The following is a 16,497-nucleotide window of genomic DNA, read 5'->3' as shown; positions in this document are numbered from 1 at the left end:
ATGACAAGCGCCCTTTGTTTGTGCAGATTCCAGCAACCTCAAGCGCTTCGCTCGTTTCTATTTCGTTACCTATCAAATGTCTACGACCGACTAACTTCTTCTTTTGCAGAGGGATATTTTCTGACAATTTTCTCCCGAACCTATTCGAATACGTTGGGGAGGTGGTCGGAATACGTTCCGAACGTATTCCAACCACCTCAGAACGTATTCGCGGGGCATTCTCCTCCCGCTCATTTCCCCCACCTTTGCGGCCGATTAGACATCGCAAACACATGACGCCTATACACACACGAATACTCCGACTATTATGCATACGCTGAAATCAAAGAAAACGGCCATACAGGCCTTCCTCTATTTCATGGCTACGGCCGTCGTGATCGCCTACTTCTTTCCGCGAGAAGGCAAGTTCAGATACCAGTTCCACGAGGGTAAGCCTTGGCGCTACGGCCTGCTGACGGCCCCCAGCGACTTCCCCATCTACAAGTCCGACGCCGAGCTGAAGGCCGAAAGAGACAGTCTACAGGCTCGCTTCCGGCCCTACTTCCGACTCGACGACCGCGTCGCAGGGCAGGCCTTGGGCAACCTCAAGAACGACTACGTCGAACATCGCACCATGAGCACGCCCGTCTGGCAATACCTCACCCAAAAGCTCAGCGCACTCTACGCCGACGGCATCATCTCGGTGCAGGATATGGAGCGCATGACCTCCGAGCATCGCACCCGCCTCAGACTGCTCCGCAAGAACGTCTCCTCGCAGGTCGACATCTCCCGCTTCCACTCCGAAAAGTCGGCCTACGAGCTGGTCATCAACGAGGCGCCCGAATCGATGGACAAGGGCGAGCTGAGGGCCTCCAACTTCGACCGCTACCTGCAGCCCAACGTCACCTACGACGCCGAAACGTCCGACAAGGCGCTGGAGGCACTCATGCAGAAGGTGACACTCTCCACCGGCATCGTGCAGGCGGGCGAGCGCATCGTCGATCGGGGCGAGGTGGTCGACGCCCGCACGTACAACATCCTCCGCTCGCTCAAGATCGTCCACGAGACCAAGTCCGGAGGCAACCGCCGTGACGCCATCACCATGCTGGGCCAAGTGATTCTCATCCTCGGCATCATGGCCTGCTGCGCGCTCTACTTCTTGGCCTTCCGCCCGGAGCTCTACTTCAAGCGCCGGAACCGTTTCTTCATCCTCGTCTGCATCCTCGTACCCTGCCTCCTCACGGAGCTTTGCGTGCGCTACGACTTGGTGAACATCTACATCCTGCCCTTTGCCATCATCCCCATCGTCGTACGCACCTTCTTCGACTCTCATTCGGCCCTCTTCACCCACCTCATTACGGCGCTCATCTGTTCCCTCGTGGCCCCCTTCCCACACGAGTTCCTACTGCTGCAGATCATGGCCGGCGTCGTCTTCATCATCAGCCTCAAGGAGCTTTCGCAGCGATCGCAGCTCCTGCGATGTGCCTTCCTCATCTCTCTGGCCTACATGTTGGGCTACATCGGCCTCTCGCTCTATCAAGACGGCGACTTCAACAAGATCGATTGGCGCATGGGGATCTATTTCGGCATCAACTTCGTGCTGCTCATGTTCTCCTACGTCCTCATTTATATGATGGAAAAGGCCTTCGGATACGTCTCGCCCATTACGCTCGTGGAGCTGTCGAACATCAACACCCCGCTGCTCAAAAAGCTCTCCGAGACCTGCGCCGGCACCTTCCAGCACTCCCTGCAAGTCTCCATCCTGGCCTCCGCCGCCAGCGCCAAGATCGGCGCCGACACGCAGCTGGTCCGCACCGGAGCGCTCTATCACGATATCGGCAAGATGAAGAACCCGCCTTTCTTCACCGAGAACCAAATGAAGGGCATCAACCCCCACCGCGATCTGCCCTTCGAGCAGAGCGCGCAGATCATCATCAGCCACGTCACCGAGGGCATCAAAATGGCCGAAAAGGCAGGCCTGCCCGAGGCCATCGTCGACTTTATCCGCACGCACCACGGCGCCGGTAAGGCCAAGTATTTCTACAACTCCTACTGCAACGCCCACCCCGGCGAACCCGTCGACGAGTCGCTCTTCACCTACCCCGGCCCGAACCCCTTCACCCGTGAGACGGCGATCCTGATGATGGCCGATTCCGTCGAGGCGGCCTCGCGCAGCCTCAACGAATACACCGACGAGACGATCCGCGCACTGGTCAATAAGATCATCGACGGGCAAATAGCCGACGGACTCATGCGCAACGCCCCGCTGACCTTCCGCGACATCGACAAGATCAAGACCACCTTCGTGGAAAAGCTCAAAACGATGTACCACACCCGCATCAGTTACCCCGATCTCAAGAAGAGTTGACGCCCCCGGGGCTATTTCCAACAAGAAAGGCCTGCCGCACCGCTTGCGACAGGCCTTTTTCTATGCGAAAACTTCGCCGTTTTTCCCGATTTAGGCCCGTTGCTTAACGTGAGTTCGATTTAGGCCATCCTACGATTTCCTGAGGAAATGAGTGGAAGCCCATCCCAGCGATTTCCTGAGGAAATGAGCTGAAAAAGTTTTGTGGCAGGCGATTCCCTGAGGAAATGGGCTGAAAAAGTTTGTGGCGGGCGATTTCCACCAGAAAATCGCATATCGAACTCACGTTTGCTTAGAAGAAACGCACCAGAATTCCCGATTTAGGCGTGTTGCTCGAAAGAAACAGGCCGTTTTTCAGGATTACGGCCCATTCTTCGAGTAGAAACGCACCGGAATCCAGAAATCCAGCGCGTTTCCCAAACAGAAAGACGCCCGATGACCTCTTCTTAGTAGCCCGGATTATTGGGCAAGAGGTTGCGGTCGTTGTCGATGGCTTCCGTGGTGATGGGCCAAAGGAGGTTGTAGCCGTTCTCAGCGATGTTCAGCTTGTCGGAAGCCTGCGGACGACTGCCCGCGGCCTCGCCCGTACGATACTTACAGAGCGCACGCACGGCCTGCCGCCCTTCGGGGCCGGAGTTGAACCAGCGACGGAGGTCGTACCACCGTTGCCCCTCGGCGAAAAACTCCACGCGGCGCTCGTGCATGATGCGCGCCATGAAGTTTGCGGCCGTGATCGTGCTGCCCGTCTGGAGGGCCGAGACACCACGCTTGGCCCGCAGCTCGTTGAGCCGCTTCACGCCCTCGGGGTAGCCCGCCGCCTCGGCCACGATAAGGTACATCTCGGCGATGCGGACAACGGGGTAGGAGTCGGATTTGTCCGTGTTGGGATACTTGATGCAGTCGTACGTCTCGGTGCCGTTCTTGAGCTTCAAGTGGCGCACGGAGGCCGCCTTGCGCTCGTCGCCCTCCTCGTAAGCCCTGATGAGGGCCTGATCGACGGGTAATTCGTAGCGTCCGTTGCCGCCGGGGGCTGCGCTGCCCGCACCGTTTTCCTTCTCGTACTGGTCGACGATGTTGGAGCGCAAAAACCAGCCGTAGGAGCCGCTGTCGCCCGTCGTGTTGGTCCATTGCAGGATCATCTCCTTGCTCGTCTTGGCGTGCCAGATGTCGGCATAATGCTCGGCCAGGGCGAAGTGACCGTCGGCGATCACCTCTTCGGCCAACTGTCGGGCGCGCGCCTTGTCCTGCACGGGCGTGGGGGCAATGAGCAGCACCCGCGCCAAGAGTGCCTTGGCCGCCACGCGACTGGCATAGCCGGCCGTGGAGAAGGCCGGCGCATGCGCCATGCCATACTCCAGGTCTTGCTTAACGAGCATCCAGACGGAGTCCTCCGGCGCACGGCTCACGGGCTCGTCCGTGACGGTGGTCAGCAGCGGCGCGTCGCCCCAGTTGGCCGCGATGCGCATATAGAGCCAGGCGCGGACGATGCGCGCTTGGGCGGCGATCTCGGTCAGGTTGACGGTCGATGTGCCCGTATGCTTCTCCACCAGGTTGATCAGGTTGTTACACCGCTGCACGGCGCCGTAGAGCTGTTGCCAGAGGTCGTTGATGTTAGAGCTGCTTGTCGTTGGGTCGTTGTCGTCCATGTCGGCATACCACGACTTGCTGTTGAGGTTATCGGCCGCGATGTCCTCCATCACGAGTCGGTAGTTCTGGGCGCCGTCGTAGACGCCATTGAGCAGAGCCTGATAGTCGGCATCCGTCAGCGAAGAGTCCGAGACGGCCGCGGTGGGCGGATAGTCCAGGTTGCAGCCGTTGAAGGCCAGTAGTGAGGCCGCCAGTGCAGCGACCATCAAAGGGATTCTCATATTCATTGGGTAAGTCATCTCGTTGGGGGAAAGTTTAGAAGGATAAGTTCATGCCGAAGAGGAAAGAGCACGGATGCGGCACGGATCCGGAGTCGTAGCCGCGATAGGTGGCACGGTCAGGATTCATGGCCACTTCGGGGTCGAAGCCGTCGTAGGCCGTGAAGGTGTAGAGGTTGTTCACCTGGGCATAGAAACGCAGTCGAGAGAGGCCCAGATGGCGCACCGTCTCGTCGGGCAGGGTATAGCCAAGCGTCACGTTACGGATGCGTAGGAAGTCGGCCTTCTCGAGAAAGCGCGTCGTGTAGTTCATCATGTTGTTCGTGTACGCCGCACCGTCGGCCACGGCCCGCGGCCTGTCGGTCGATGGGCGTTCAGGCGTCCAACGGGCCTCAAACTCGTCACGGAAGATGGCGTATCCGTTCGGCGTACCGCCCTGTCCGCCGCCTCCGGTGTAGGCCCCTTTCCACGTGGCGTAAATCTTGGCGCCGAGAGCATATTGGAGATCCAGCCCGAGGTCGAAGCCTTTATAGGCAAAGTTGTTGATGAAGGCGCCCGTGATCTTGGGGAAGGGCGATCCGGCCGCCACACGGTCGTTGTTATTGATGATGCCGTTGCCATCCTTGTCGTAATACTTCACGTCGCCCGGACGGATGCCGCGCTTCCAGAGCGCCTCGCCGCCGGGCTGAGCCAGAATCTCCTCCTTGCTCTGGTAGATGCCCTCGGCACGGATCAGGTAGAACGTCGCCATCGGCCGACCCACCTGCAGGATGTTGCTCGGCCCGACTTCGATGAAGTTATCCGTGCCGTCAGCCTTCTTCGTGAGCGCCACGACCTCGTTATGCTGATAGCCGAAAGAGAGGCGCACGTCCCACGTTAAGCCACGGCCACGCAGCGGATGTCCGGTGATCATGGCCTCGAAGCCTTCGTTACGGATGCGCCCTACGTTGGAGGTCGTCCGCGTGTAACCGCTCAGGGCGTTGATGGAGTGCGAGAGCAACAAGTCGCGCGTATCCTTGTGATACCAGTCGAGCGTCAGCTCCAGGCGTCGATCGAAGAGCGCAGCGTCAACCCCCAGGTCGTATTGCAGCGTTTTCTCCCACGTCAAGTCCGGGTTCGGACGCGAGTTGGGGAAAGCCAGCCCCGACTGTCCGATGTAAGCCACATCGCTGGCGCGATAGGTGTTGAAGTAGTCGTAATAGCCGATCCCCTCTTGGTTGCCCGTATAGCCGACGGCGACGCGGAGCTTTAGATCGTTCACCGATTTCGTCTTGGGGAAGAAGCCCTCCTCAGACACGATCCACCCGAGCGAAGCCGCCGGGAAGTAGCCCACTCGCCGCCCGGGTGCGAACTTCGACGAAGCATCACTACGCAGCGACGCCTCCAAAAGATAGCGGTCGGCATAGTTCAGGTTCACGCGTCCGAAGAGCGACTGGAGGGCGTACTCCGACAGGGACGACGACCCTTCCGTGACGCTGCCCGCCGAGTTGATGTATTTCAGCATAGGCGAAACGAAGTTGCTGCCTCGGACAAAGTTGTTGTCCAGCGTTGTCTTCTGGTAGCTGTAACCGAGGAGCGCCTTGAGGGCGAGCTTGTCCCACTGGTGGAAATAGTCGAGCGTATGCTCGGCCAGGTTCGAGAAGCTGAAGCCGCGGAGGTCGTGCACGTCCCCATTGGAGCGGGCGCCGCGGATGGTGCCGCGTGGGAAGACGCCCGTCTCGTGCATGAAGATGTAGTCGCCGCCCAAATCGAGATTGTAACGCAGTTCGGGGAGGATGTTCCAAGTCGTCTTCAGACCGACGATGGCGCGGTACTTCCGCGTCACCTGCTCTTGCTCATCGATCAGCGCTACAGGGTTGTATTTGCTGGCGTTGATGGAGCCGAAGCTGCCGCTGGCGGTGCGCACGGCATAGTCTGGCGAGGCGGATAGGGCGTTGATCCAAGGCGAATAGAGGTTGCCGTCGCCCGTGGCACGATTGGTCGTGGCGGAGCTGAGGGCGATGTCGGCCGAGATCTTCACCGTGCGACTGATGCGGTTCGTGAGATTCGTGCGCAGGTTGTAGCGGGTGTAGTCCGTCTTCTTCATCACGCCCTGCTGATCGTAATAGCCGAGCGAGGCGTAGAACTGCGTCTGGTCTGTGCCGCCGGATAGGGCCAGCTGATGGTTCGTATGGAGCGCCGTGCGGGTGATGGCGTCGATCCAGTCGGTGTCCGCACCCTCCTGTGCGGCGGCGACAGGCTTCTTATACGTCGCGTCCGTGGGCGAGAGGCCGAGCGAGGTGTTGTAGTTGTTGATTGCCTCGTTGCGGGCGGCCACATGCTCCGCCGTGGGCAGGAATTGGAGCTTGCGCCAGAGGTTCTGCACGCCGACGTAACTATCTAACGTCACCCGTGTGCGACCGGAGCTGCCGCGCTTGGTGGTGATGAGGACGACGCCGTTCGAGGCGCGCGATCCGTAGAGCGCTGCGGCCGAAGCATCCTTGAGCACCTCCACCGAGGCGATGTCTGCGGGGTTAATGTCCGCCACACCGCTCAGGGTGTTGCCTTGGTAGCCGGCCTTCTGCGAGAAGTCGGCCGAGAGGATCGGCATCCCGTCGACGACATACAGCGGTTCGTTGCCGGCCGAGATGGAGCTGGTACCGCGGATGTTCACCACCACGGCTCCGCCCGGTGCTCCCGAGGCCTGTGTGACCTGCACGCCGCTGACGCGTCCGCTGAGCGTTTGCTCGAGCGACGTGGCGGGGGTCTCCCGAATGGAGGCGGCGTCCACCGAGCCGATGGCGCCCGTCAATTCGCGTCGTTTCTGTTGGCCGTAGGCCACGACGACCTGCACCTCGCCCAGCTGCGTAGCGTCCGTCTCCAGCTCGACGTGCATGGAGGCGGTGGCGGGGACCTCTTTCGTTCGGTAGCCGACGAAGGAGATGACGAGCGTGGCGCCGGGGCGTGGGGCGGTCAGGCGGAAGTGTCCGTCGACGTCGCTCACCGTGCCTGTCGTCGTGCCCTTGATTACAATGTTTGCGCCGATCACCGGTTGGCCGTCGTCCTTACCGACGACGGTACCGCTGACCGTCACTGACTGCGCCTGTGTCCATGCGACAAAGGCGAAGAATGCGAATAGCATCAAGAAGAGTAGTCTTCTGTTCATGTGTGACATACTTGTTTAATGGGGGTAATACAAAAAGAGAAGCGGCCCCTTTCATTGCATAGAAAGAGGTCGCTTCCGGGGGCGCAAAAGTACGGGCGGGGGCCGGCGCGGCTTGTCCCAAATTGTGGCGATTTCAGGCCGTGCGCTGCCCTGTAGACCTACCATTTGTAGCGATAACAGGACAGGTGCCGACCCCGTACCCAACAACAAGCCCCGCCGGACGAGGAGCGCTGGATGTAGGCTCATCGTCCGGCGGGGCAGAGTGTGGGGGGCTGGCGATCGGGGGGCTAATCGCGTTCGGGCAACTGGTGTTTCAGGAAGAAATAGCCGACGATGCCCGAGACGAGCGACCCGACAAAGATGCCCAGCTTGGCTTCGTTGAGCAGTTCGTCGCCGATGTCGGGCACGGCAGCAAAGGAGAGGTTGGCGATGAAGAGCGACACGGTGAACCCGATGCCGCCCAGGATCGAAACGCCGAAGAGGGCCCGCTTCGTGATCTCCGGTGAGATCGACACGATGCGCGCTTTAGCCGCCAGATAGGAGAAGGTGAAGATGCCGATGGTCTTACCCACGAATAGGCCGAGGAAGATGGCCAACGGGATGCCTGCCAGGGCCGAAAGGTCGAAGCCGCCGAAGTGTACGCCGGCATTGACAAAGGCAAAGAGGGGCAGGATGAGGTAATTGACCACCGGGTTGAGCCGTTCCACGAGGCTTTGCAGGGGGCTGACCGTGTGGGCGGCCAGGCGGTGGATGTTGGTGAGGACTAAGACTTGACCGGGGCTCAGGACGGTGGACTTGCCGGCGTGTCGGGCCTGGGTGAAGTCGAGCGAGGCGAGGTGATCACGCATGTTGTCGGCGAAGGAGTCGAGCTTCACCTTGGGTCGCGCGGGCACGGTGAAGGCGACGAGTACCCCGGCTATGGTGGGGTGAATGCCGGCTTGGGTGAAGAGGTACCAAACGACGAAAAATCCGGTGTAGAAGAAGAGCGCGTGCTGTATTCCCAGGCGTCCGCCGACGGTCAGGAGGACCAGTACGCCCAGAGCGATAAACAGCGGGGTGGCGGCGACGTGTCCGCTGTAGAAGATGGCGATGACGATGATACCGCCGATGTCGTCGACCACGGCCAGGGCGGTCAGGAAGACGCGTAGGCTGAGGGGGACGCGGCTGCCGAGGGCACCGAGGGCGGCCAGGGCGAAGGCGATGTCGGTGGCCATCGGTATGGCGGCGCCATGGGCCGCGGGGCCGCTATGGCAGACGGACAGGTAGACCAGTACGGGCACGATCATGCCGCCGCAGGCCGCTATGACGGGCAGTAGCGCCTTACGGGCGGAGCTAAGTTCGCCTACGAGCAGCTCCTGCTTGATCTCCATGCCCACGACGAAGAAAAAGATGGCCATAAAGGCGTCGTTGACAAAGGTGGTGAGCGACATGGGCTGACCGTGATGGGGGAAGAAGATGAAGTTGTCGAACCGGAAGTCGAGGGGGTACTCCAGGCAGCTGTTGTAGGCGTCGACTAAGGGGGAGTTGGCCAGCACGACGGCCGCGATGGTGGTTAGGAACAGCAGCAGACTGGCGTTGGGCTTCTGGGTCACGAAGCGGCTGAGGGATCGAATCTTGGTGATCATGAGTAATGTTGTAGTGAGGTTTGAGGATCAAATAACGTAAGTCTAAATAGGTGTGGCAAAGATAGACGGATCCCTATTTTTTGGCCATAAATTTTTGCAGTTGGGAGGCTTTTTTTGGTCTACGGCCGTCCAAGTTTTTCCCTTTGGGGGCGACTGAGCGGCATGCACGGCCGTTGGAGCGCGCTTTGGGAGCGGCTTGGGCGCAGTCGCCGCCGTCGGAAAACATTTTGCGGGCTGCAGGCATTTATACACTACTGTTGGAAAACATTTCACCGGCTTCGGGCACACGTAAGCCGTCGTTGGAGATCATTTTATGAGCTACGGTCATTCATACGCCGCCGTCGGAAAATATTTTGCGGGCTTCGGGCACGCGTAAGCCGTCGTCGGAGATCATTTTATGGACTGCGGGCACTCGGGCGCTGCTGTCGGAAAACATTGGAGCGACTCGGGCGGGCAGAAAGCTCCTCTCTTACTCTATTTCGTGAACTCCCGGCGCACTTTCGCTCCCGTTGAGACCTTCAATGGAGCGTAATTGCACGATCACATCCTCGTTGAGGCCTTCAATGTGGCGTAATTTCACGATCACACCCTTATTGAAGTCTTCAATGGGGTGTAATTGTGCAATCACATACTCGTTGAGGCCTTCAATGATGCGTAATCGGGGAAAAGAGTCCCCAAAATGTTTTCCAACAGCAGCGCCTGACGGCTGGTGGTCCCCAAATTGTTTTCTGAAGAGAGCGACCGGCCGAATAGAGTCCTCAAAATATTTTCCGGAGAGAGCGCCTGACGGTTGGTGGTTCTTATTGGAATATCCGACGAGAGCGCCCAACAGGTAGCTGCTCATAACGTATTCCCAAACGAGAGCGCCTAACAGGTAGCTGCTCATAACGTATTCCCAAACGAGAGCGCCCGACGGGCGGCGGCTCATAACGTACTCCCAAACGAGAGCGAGTGACAGGCAGCGGCCTGTAACGTACTCCCCAATAAGAGCGACCGATGGACAACGGCTCCCAAAATATTTTCCGAGAAGAGCGCCCAACGGACGGCGGCTTCCATAGTATTTTCCGACAGGGGCACGGCTTAAACCATCGCCCACGGATGACGTCTATCGCCCCGCTTTCGGGGCTTGGGCGCCTCGGAAGGACACACGATTTATAGGTAAACAAACGATGATACAACGATTTTCGATCCTTTTTTTGAGCCTCTTGCTGCTGGGGGCTGCCACTGGAGTGGTGGCGCAAGTCCACATCAAGGGCACCGTCGTCCGCTCGGGCGAGCCGGCCGAGGGTGTGGAGATGGCGGCCGTGAGGCTGCTGAACGTCAAGGACAGCGCGATGGTGAAGGGCACCGTCACGGACCGCGAGGGGCGCTTCGACCTGATGGGCGTCCGGCAGGGCGACTACCTGCTGCACGTGACGTACGTCGGGCTCGACCCGCTTTACCAACGGCTGCACATATCGGGCAGCAAGACGCCCGTGGACGTGGGCCGGCTGACGATGACCGAGGACGGGGTGCTGCTGGGCGAAGCCGTGGTGACGGCCCGCGCCGTGGAGGTGCAGGTCAAAAACGACACGGTGGAGTATAACGCCAGCGCGTACAAGGTGGCCGAAGGGTCTGTGCTTGAGGATCTGCTGAAGAAGATGCCGGGCGTGGAGGTGAGCGCTGAGGGCGCGGTGACGGTGAACGGAAAGGAGATCAAAAAGATACTGGTCGACGGCAAGGAGTTCTTCTCGGACGACCCCAAGGCGGCCTCCAAAAACCTGCCGGCCCAGATCGTCGACAAGGTGCAGACCTACGAGAAGAAGAGCGATCTGGCCATGCTTACGGGCTTCGATGACGGCGACGCGGAGGCCGTGATCAACCTCACGGTGAAGCCCGGCATGAAGCAGGGGTGGTTCGGCAACGCCTTTGCGGGGGCCGGCAGCCGTGGGCGGTACGACGTGAACACGATGTTGAACCGGTTCGTCGACGACGACCAGTTCTCGCTCATGGGCGGGATCAATAACACGAACAACATGGGATTCACGGACTTTGCCGCGGCGGCCTTCGGCGGTGGCCCGGGCGGCGGGCGGCACCGGTTCGGGGGCTTCGGCGCGGGGAATGGCATCACGTCGTCCGGCAACGTGGGCACGAACTTCAGCAAGCGCCTAATGAAGGATCTGACCGTCGGGGGTAACATCCGGTTCTCCGGTTCGGACAACGAGGCGCGGGCCAAGACCGACCGGCAGAACATCCTGGCCGGCGATAGCACCTCGTTCGACCACGCCGAGAGCGCCTCCGACACCCGGACGCGAAACGTGGGCTTCAACCTGCACATGGAGTGGAAGCCGGACTCGCTGACGCAGGTCATCTTCCGCCCGGAGTTCTCCTATGGCACGACCCACACCGACGCGGAGGAGCTGACCCATACCCTCAGCGGGAGCCTCGACTCGGTGAACGCCTCCCGATCGCGCTCCCGTGTGGACGGCCACGCGCTGACGGCCTCCGCCAAGCTCGACGTCAGCCGCAAGCTGAACAGTCGCGGCCGCACGCTGACGCTCTCCGTCTCCGGCGGCGGCAACCAATCGATCGACAACACCCAGAATCGCTCCGACACGCGCTTCCTGCTCTTCGCCGACTCTACCGAAACGATCGACCAGCAGGTGCACAGCGACACTCGGGGCTACAACGTGCGCGGCAAGGTGGCGTGGGTTGAGCCGCTGGGTCACTCCAACTTCCTGCATCTCTCCTATCGCCTCCGACGGACACACCGCGAGCTGCTCCGCGACGCCTACCTCATCGATGGGGAGGGCCAATACACCGTGCCCGACACGACGACAGGCCGCAACACACGTAGCGACGCGACCGAGCACCGCCTCAACCTCTCCTTCAAGATGGTCCGCCCGAAGTACGACTTCACCCTGGGTCTCAACTTCGACCCCACCCAGACCCGCACCGTGACCGAGGTGGCCGGCCGGACACTCTACGACCTCTCCCGGAGCGTCGTCAACTACTCCCCGACGGCCAAACTGCGGATCCGCTTCGACAAGCGCACCGACCTCCGCCTCGATTACGACGGCCGCACCGAGCAGCCCTCCATGACGCAGCTCCAGCCGGTGGCCGACCTCTCCGACCCGCTCAACACCGTGATCGGTAACCCGGACCTCCGCCCCACGTACACGAACAGCCTACGCCTCCACTTCGGCAAATTCGTCCCCGACAGACAGTCCGCATTCATCTTCATGGCCGGCGTGAACTATGTGCTGAACGACATCGTCAGCCGCACCACCACCGACCGCCTCACGGGTCGCCGCCAGACCACCTACGAGAACATCGATGGCAATTACAACCTCGACGGCCGCCTGATCATCAACCTCCCACTGCCGGGCAAGCACTTTACGCTCAGCTCCATGACCTACGCCCGGTATGGACACTCCGGCGGCTTCATCGACGGCTCCCGCAACACGAGCCAGGCCACCGTCCTTATGCAGCACGCAGGCATCAGCTTCCGTTCGTCCCTGGCCGACATCGAGCTCAACGGCAACATCCGCCATAACCGCACCCGCAACACCCTCAGCGCGGGCCGCGACCTGAGCACCCTCAACTATGGCGGCAGCGCAGCCTTCACGCTCTACCTCCCACTCGGCTTCCGACTGGAGTCCGACCTCACCTACTCTACCAACTCAGGCTACACCGATGGTTATTCGCAGCGCGAATGGCTCTGGAACGCGGGCGCCTCGAAGTCGTTCCTGAAGAACAACGCCGGCATGCTCCGCCTGAAGATGTACGACATCCTGCACCAGCGCAGCAACATCTCGTACAGCGCTACGGCGACGGCTATCCGTTACTCGGAGTACAACACGCTCTCCAGTTACGTCATGCTGCACTTCATCTACCGCTTCAGCCTCTTCAAGGGCGGGGCCAACGCGTCCGATATGCGTATGCCCGGCCCACCCGATCGGGGCGGCCGCGACCGTCGACCACGAGATTAAGAGTACAGATACAAGAAGTCCTGCCGGCAGAGGAGGTGTTCGCCTCCCGCCGACAGGACTTTTCCTTTTTAGCGGTTCGTTATTCGTTAATCAAAGAGACCCGGGTCGGAATAGTAGACTCGGTTGCCGACCACGCGGGCGGCCTGTGTGTAGGGATGCTCCTCGGCACGGCCCACGCCGGTGATGTGCATCACTCGCCAGCCGTGGGCCTTGAGATAGTCCGAAACGAGTGAGCGGTGACAGCGCCACCAGACGGCCTCGGCGCAGAAGTAGGCCGTCGGTTGGCGCTCCGCCTCATCCATAAGGCGGGCGATGCCGCGGGCAAAGTCGTCGGTCTCCATATAATCCGCATAGGCGCGGAAGGAGGCGTTGCGCCAGCGCGTGTTGTGCGAATCGCGGTGCACCCGTCGGCGCCCGCCCAGATCGGGGAGGTGGAGGTAGGCAATGCCGCTCGCGGGGAGCGACGCTTGCAGGGCCTCCTGATTGTACTGCGGATACTTGTTCGAGCCCGGTAGGCCGCGGATGTCGACCAGTAGGCGGACGTCGAACGATCGTAGCATGGCGATGAAGACCTCGATCGGGTGGGTGGAGTGGCCGATGGTGTAGACCACGCGCTCAGGTTGCGACATGGCGCAGGGCGTGTGTCAGCACTCGATGCCCGGCCGGGCCTCGACGCCGAGGGTGTAGTAATGCTTCACCTCCTGCATGTCGGTGACGAGGTCAGCGGCGGCGATGAGGTCGGGCGTAGCATAGCGACCGGTGATGACAACTTCCGTGTCGGGGTGACGGTCGTTGATGGCGTCGATGAGTTCGGCGGAGGTGAAGAGACCGAAGTAGATGGCGATGGTAGCTTCGTCAAGGATCACGAGCCCATAGCGGCCGTTGTGGAGTATGCGCCGAACCTCCTCGAGCCCCTCGGCGGCACGACTGATGTCGTCCGGTGTGGGTTTGCGCTCGATGAAGCACTCCGAGCCGTAGCGGTGGGTGGTGATGGTGGGGATGCGGCGGTCGATGTAGGCTATTTCGCCGTATCGCTGGCCTTTGACGAACTGTGCGATGTAAACACGTCGACCGGCTCCGACTGCGCGGAGGGCCAATCCAATGGCAGCGGTGGTCTTACCCTTGCCGTTGCCGGTGTAGAGATGTACGTAACTCATAGTGGATTGATATTAGTAGGTTGAATAGGATTTAGTTTGAGGTAGTTTGAAGGAGAGTGGGGAGGGGGAAAACGAGGCGAGAGGGTGAATGTCTCGTCCTTCTGCATAAAAGAGCATTGCCCCGACTGTCCGAGCGTCGATTCCTTGGGGCTGCCTCATCATTCTTTCACGAAAGCCTTTTTACCGTCCACATAAAGTGCCTGTTCAGCGTCGTTGAAGGCATAGCGATCGGCCTTATAGGTGCCATCGGCTGCCTTGTCGAGGATGATGGATTCCACGTCGCTGTTGGGCAGGAAGATCTCGGCTTTCGAGCGGTCGTCGTTGAAGAGTACGAAGGCGCTGATGACGGCTTCGCCCTCTTTCTTTTCTACGGGGTTCAGGCGGGTGCCGACCTCGAAGACTTGCACACATTCTTGGCGCAGCTGGCTCCACGACTGTCCGGCCGAGGGGATGCAACCGTGCTCGTCGCGGTCGCCTCCTGTGGCGGGGGCTTCCTGCGCCTGCGCGGTAGAATCGGCGGCGGCAGTGTCTTGCTGCTGGGCGTTGTTATTACATGCGGCCAAGGCCAGCATGCTGATCACTGTGATAAATACTTTCTTCATTGTCTTGTCATGTAGAAATTAAAATCTGGGGGCAAAGATACATAGGCTGCAAGGGCTTTGGACATAGAGGGGGCATGAATAGCAGGAAATAGGCTTCGTCCCGCGGCGGGACGAGATCAAAATGACCGTTGAGACGCCATCCCGTGGCGGGACGAGATCAAAATGGCCGTTGAGACGCCATCCCGTGGCGGGACGAGATCAAAATGACCATTGAGACGCCATCCCGCGGCGGGACGAGATCAAAATGGCCGTTGAGGCGCCATCCCGTGGCGGGACGAGATCAAAATGACCATTGAGACGCCATCCCGCGGCGGGACGAGGCCTAAATGACCATTGAGACGCCATCCCGCGGCGGGACGAGGCCTAAATGACCATTGAGGCGCCATCCCGTGGCAGGACGACGGAAGCAAACAGAAGACGGATCACTCAAGAACGAACAACGAAGAGAAACGGCCGAATGCCCCTTTGTGCACCCGGCCGTTTGTCGCTGGTCCGTCTTTAGTTGTTCGGTCGCTCCGTCTCATTTTCGGGGAGCGGCATCCACTTCAGGCGACGCGCCTGCCAAGTCTGCTGCTTGGCGGCGGTGGTGAGGCCACGGCGATAGTCGAGGGTGCGCTCACCGCGGAGGAAGAGGTAGACGCGGCGCAGGTGGTCGATGTCGCTGAGGGTGGGCTGGGTGGTCAGCGCCGAGGCGGCGTCGTAGGTCGTGATGACGCGGTTGACGGTGGCCAGGGCGTCGCCCGTGCGCACGCCGCGGACGATCAACTCGGCGCGAATGAGGAGCATCTCGGCGCCATCGGTGATGGTCAACGGGCTATGGCGTTGCAGGTTGGTGAGGTAGCGGTTGCCCTCCTTGTTCGTGGCCGTGGGGACAGCCTTCCGCTCGGCGTCGTTGCGCAGGCTGTTGACGATGTCGGCGTCGACCTCCACGTCGCGGGCCGTCTCGCCGAGGGTCGAATAGAGGCCGTTGGGCGAGCCGTTGACGTTGTAGACGATCTGCATCGTGGCCTTTTCGCCGAGGGCGGCATCGAGGTGGGCAGAGGCTTCGGCGTACTGCCCGCGACTCATGTAGAGTTTGCAGAGCAAGGCTTCGGCGCTGCCCACGGCCAGGTCGCGATTGAAGGCACCACCCATGCCGCGGAGCACCTCGGCGTCGGCCTCGCGGACAGCTGCCTGGAGGTGTGTGATGGCCTCGGCGTAGAGCGCCTCGTGGGTGAGGTTTTTACCGTTCACGGGCACCTCGCCAGCCGCCGAGGGGTTCGACGAGAAGCAGTCGGCCAGCAGCTTGTAGGCATAGCCGGCATAGAGATGGCCCGTGTGGCGGGCATAGGCACGGACGATCTCGTACCCTGCCGAGCCGTCATCTTCCGTCGAGGCCTCGATGGCGAGGAGCTCTTCGGCGCGGGCGCGGAGGTTCTGGAGACTGTTAAAGACGCCGTCGGCCTCGCCACCCGCAGAGGAGGCGTTGTCGTCGCTGAGGGCTTTATAGACGAGGGCGTTGGGCACCTTCGTCGGTGTCAGCTCGTCGGTCATCGCACCGAGGGCCATGAAGGCGGCCGAGGAGGCCTGTCCGGCCAGTGTCTTGACGTTGGCCGTGAGGGCGCCGTCGGTGAGGGTCTTGCCTTTGACGGAGGCCATCATGCCGGGTCGGCGCAGGTCGTCGTACGTGAGCGAGTTGGAGGGTGTCTTGGCGTTGTCGATCCATTTGTCGCAGCCGGCCAGGGTGACGAGGGCGACGGCCGAAAGGAGGATATAGCGGAGGTTCTTCATTATGTCTGTCTGTGTCAT

General features: G+C 60.7%; 10 protein-coding genes. 2 read left to right on the top strand and 8 right to left on the bottom strand.

Going from position 1 to position 16,497, the window contains the following annotated elements:
• Positions 1 to 316 precede the first annotated feature (316 nt).
• Positions 317 to 2,347, top strand: coding sequence for an HD family phosphohydrolase (locus C7123_RS02940; RefSeq protein ID WP_394365931.1), 2,031 nt, complete (start codon positions 317 to 319; stop codon positions 2,345 to 2,347).
• Between the two features lie 443 nt (positions 2,348 to 2,790).
• Here C7123_RS02940 and C7123_RS02935 read toward each other — a convergent pair whose 3' ends face one another.
• The 4 genes from C7123_RS02935 to C7123_RS02920 form a co-directional block, all read right to left on the bottom strand.
• The gene (locus tag C7123_RS02935; RefSeq protein ID WP_159049814.1) at positions 2,791 to 4,212 is read right to left on the bottom strand and encodes a RagB/SusD family nutrient uptake outer membrane protein; all 1,422 of its coding nucleotides are present in this window, start codon (positions 4,210 to 4,212) and stop codon (positions 2,791 to 2,793) included.
• 34 nt (positions 4,213 to 4,246) lie between these two features.
• Positions 4,247 to 7,354, bottom strand: a complete 3,108-nt coding sequence (locus C7123_RS02930; RefSeq protein WP_069175714.1) for a SusC/RagA family TonB-linked outer membrane protein — start codon at positions 7,352 to 7,354, stop codon at positions 4,247 to 4,249.
• Between the two features lie 287 nt (positions 7,355 to 7,641).
• The gene (nhaA, locus tag C7123_RS02925) at positions 7,642 to 8,979 is read right to left on the bottom strand and encodes a Na+/H+ antiporter NhaA (protein ID WP_069175713.1); all 1,338 of its coding nucleotides are present in this window, start codon (positions 8,977 to 8,979) and stop codon (positions 7,642 to 7,644) included.
• A gap of 469 nt (positions 8,980 to 9,448) precedes the next feature.
• The gene (locus C7123_RS02920) at positions 9,449 to 9,865 is read right to left on the bottom strand and encodes a hypothetical protein (RefSeq protein WP_159049813.1); all 417 of its coding nucleotides are present in this window, start codon (positions 9,863 to 9,865) and stop codon (positions 9,449 to 9,451) included.
• Positions 9,866 to 10,148: 283 nt separating this feature from the next.
• On the opposite strand from C7123_RS02920, the gene C7123_RS02915 reads away from it, so the two are divergent.
• Positions 10,149 to 12,950: an outer membrane beta-barrel protein gene (locus C7123_RS02915; protein ID WP_069175711.1), complete on the top strand. Its 2,802-nt coding sequence runs from the start codon at positions 10,149 to 10,151 to the stop codon at positions 12,948 to 12,950.
• A gap of 86 nt (positions 12,951 to 13,036) precedes the next feature.
• Here the strand turns inward: C7123_RS02915 and C7123_RS02910 are convergent, their stop codons facing one another.
• The 4 genes from C7123_RS02910 to C7123_RS02895 all read right to left on the bottom strand — a co-directional run bounded on the left by C7123_RS02910 (position 13,037) and on the right by C7123_RS02895 (position 16,497).
• A complete protein-coding gene (locus C7123_RS02910) occupies positions 13,037 to 13,579 on the bottom strand; it encodes a DUF488 domain-containing protein (RefSeq protein ID WP_069175710.1) in 543 nt (180 codons plus the stop codon).
• Positions 13,580 to 13,594: 15 nt separating this feature from the next.
• Complete coding sequence (locus C7123_RS02905) at positions 13,595 to 14,107, bottom strand: cob(I)yrinic acid a,c-diamide adenosyltransferase (RefSeq protein ID WP_037984260.1); 513 nt, start codon at positions 14,105 to 14,107, stop codon at positions 13,595 to 13,597.
• 158 nt (positions 14,108 to 14,265) lie between these two features.
• Positions 14,266 to 14,709 carry a hypothetical protein gene (locus C7123_RS02900; RefSeq protein ID WP_037986243.1) on the bottom strand — a complete coding sequence of 148 codons (444 nt, stop codon included), beginning with the start codon at positions 14,707 to 14,709 and terminating at the stop codon, positions 14,266 to 14,268.
• Between the two features lie 498 nt (positions 14,710 to 15,207).
• Positions 15,208 to 16,497: a RagB/SusD family nutrient uptake outer membrane protein gene (locus tag C7123_RS02895; protein ID WP_159049812.1), complete on the bottom strand. Its 1,290-nt coding sequence runs from the start codon at positions 16,495 to 16,497 to the stop codon at positions 15,208 to 15,210.

Source organism: Tannerella serpentiformis (assembly GCF_003033925.1).
Lineage (GTDB): Bacteria > Bacteroidota > Bacteroidia > Bacteroidales > Tannerellaceae > Tannerella > Tannerella serpentiformis.
The sequence above is the reverse complement of the archived record's forward strand: the minus strand, read 5'-3'. Positions and strand labels throughout refer to the sequence as shown.

What these genes read in the sequence shown, in the direction of transcription:
- C7123_RS02935 (WP_159049814.1), bottom strand. Translation starts at nt 4,212, where the DNA reads ATGAGAATCCCTTTGATGGTCGCTGCACTGGCGGCCTCACTACTGGCC.
- C7123_RS02920 (WP_159049813.1), bottom strand. Translation starts at nt 9,865, where the DNA reads ATGAGCAGCTACCTGTTAGGCGCTCTCGTTTGGGAATACGTTATGAGC.
- C7123_RS02910 (WP_069175710.1), bottom strand. Translation starts at nt 13,579, where the DNA reads ATGTCGCAACCTGAGCGCGTGGTCTACACCATCGGCCACTCCACCCAC.
- C7123_RS02900 (WP_037986243.1), bottom strand. Translation starts at nt 14,709, where the DNA reads ATGAAGAAAGTATTTATCACAGTGATCAGCATGCTGGCCTTGGCCGCA.
- nhaA (WP_069175713.1), bottom strand. Translation starts at nt 8,979, where the DNA reads ATGATCACCAAGATTCGATCCCTCAGCCGCTTCGTGACCCAGAAGCCC.
- C7123_RS02915 (WP_069175711.1), top strand. Translation starts at nt 10,149, where the DNA reads ATGATACAACGATTTTCGATCCTTTTTTTGAGCCTCTTGCTGCTGGGG.
- C7123_RS02905 (WP_037984260.1), bottom strand. Translation starts at nt 14,107, where the DNA reads ATGAGTTACGTACATCTCTACACCGGCAACGGCAAGGGTAAGACCACC.
- C7123_RS02930 (WP_069175714.1), bottom strand. Translation starts at nt 7,354, where the DNA reads ATGAACAGAAGACTACTCTTCTTGATGCTATTCGCATTCTTCGCCTTT.
- C7123_RS02895 (WP_159049812.1), bottom strand. Translation starts at nt 16,497, where the DNA reads ATGACACAGACAGACATAATGAAGAACCTCCGCTATATCCTCCTTTCG.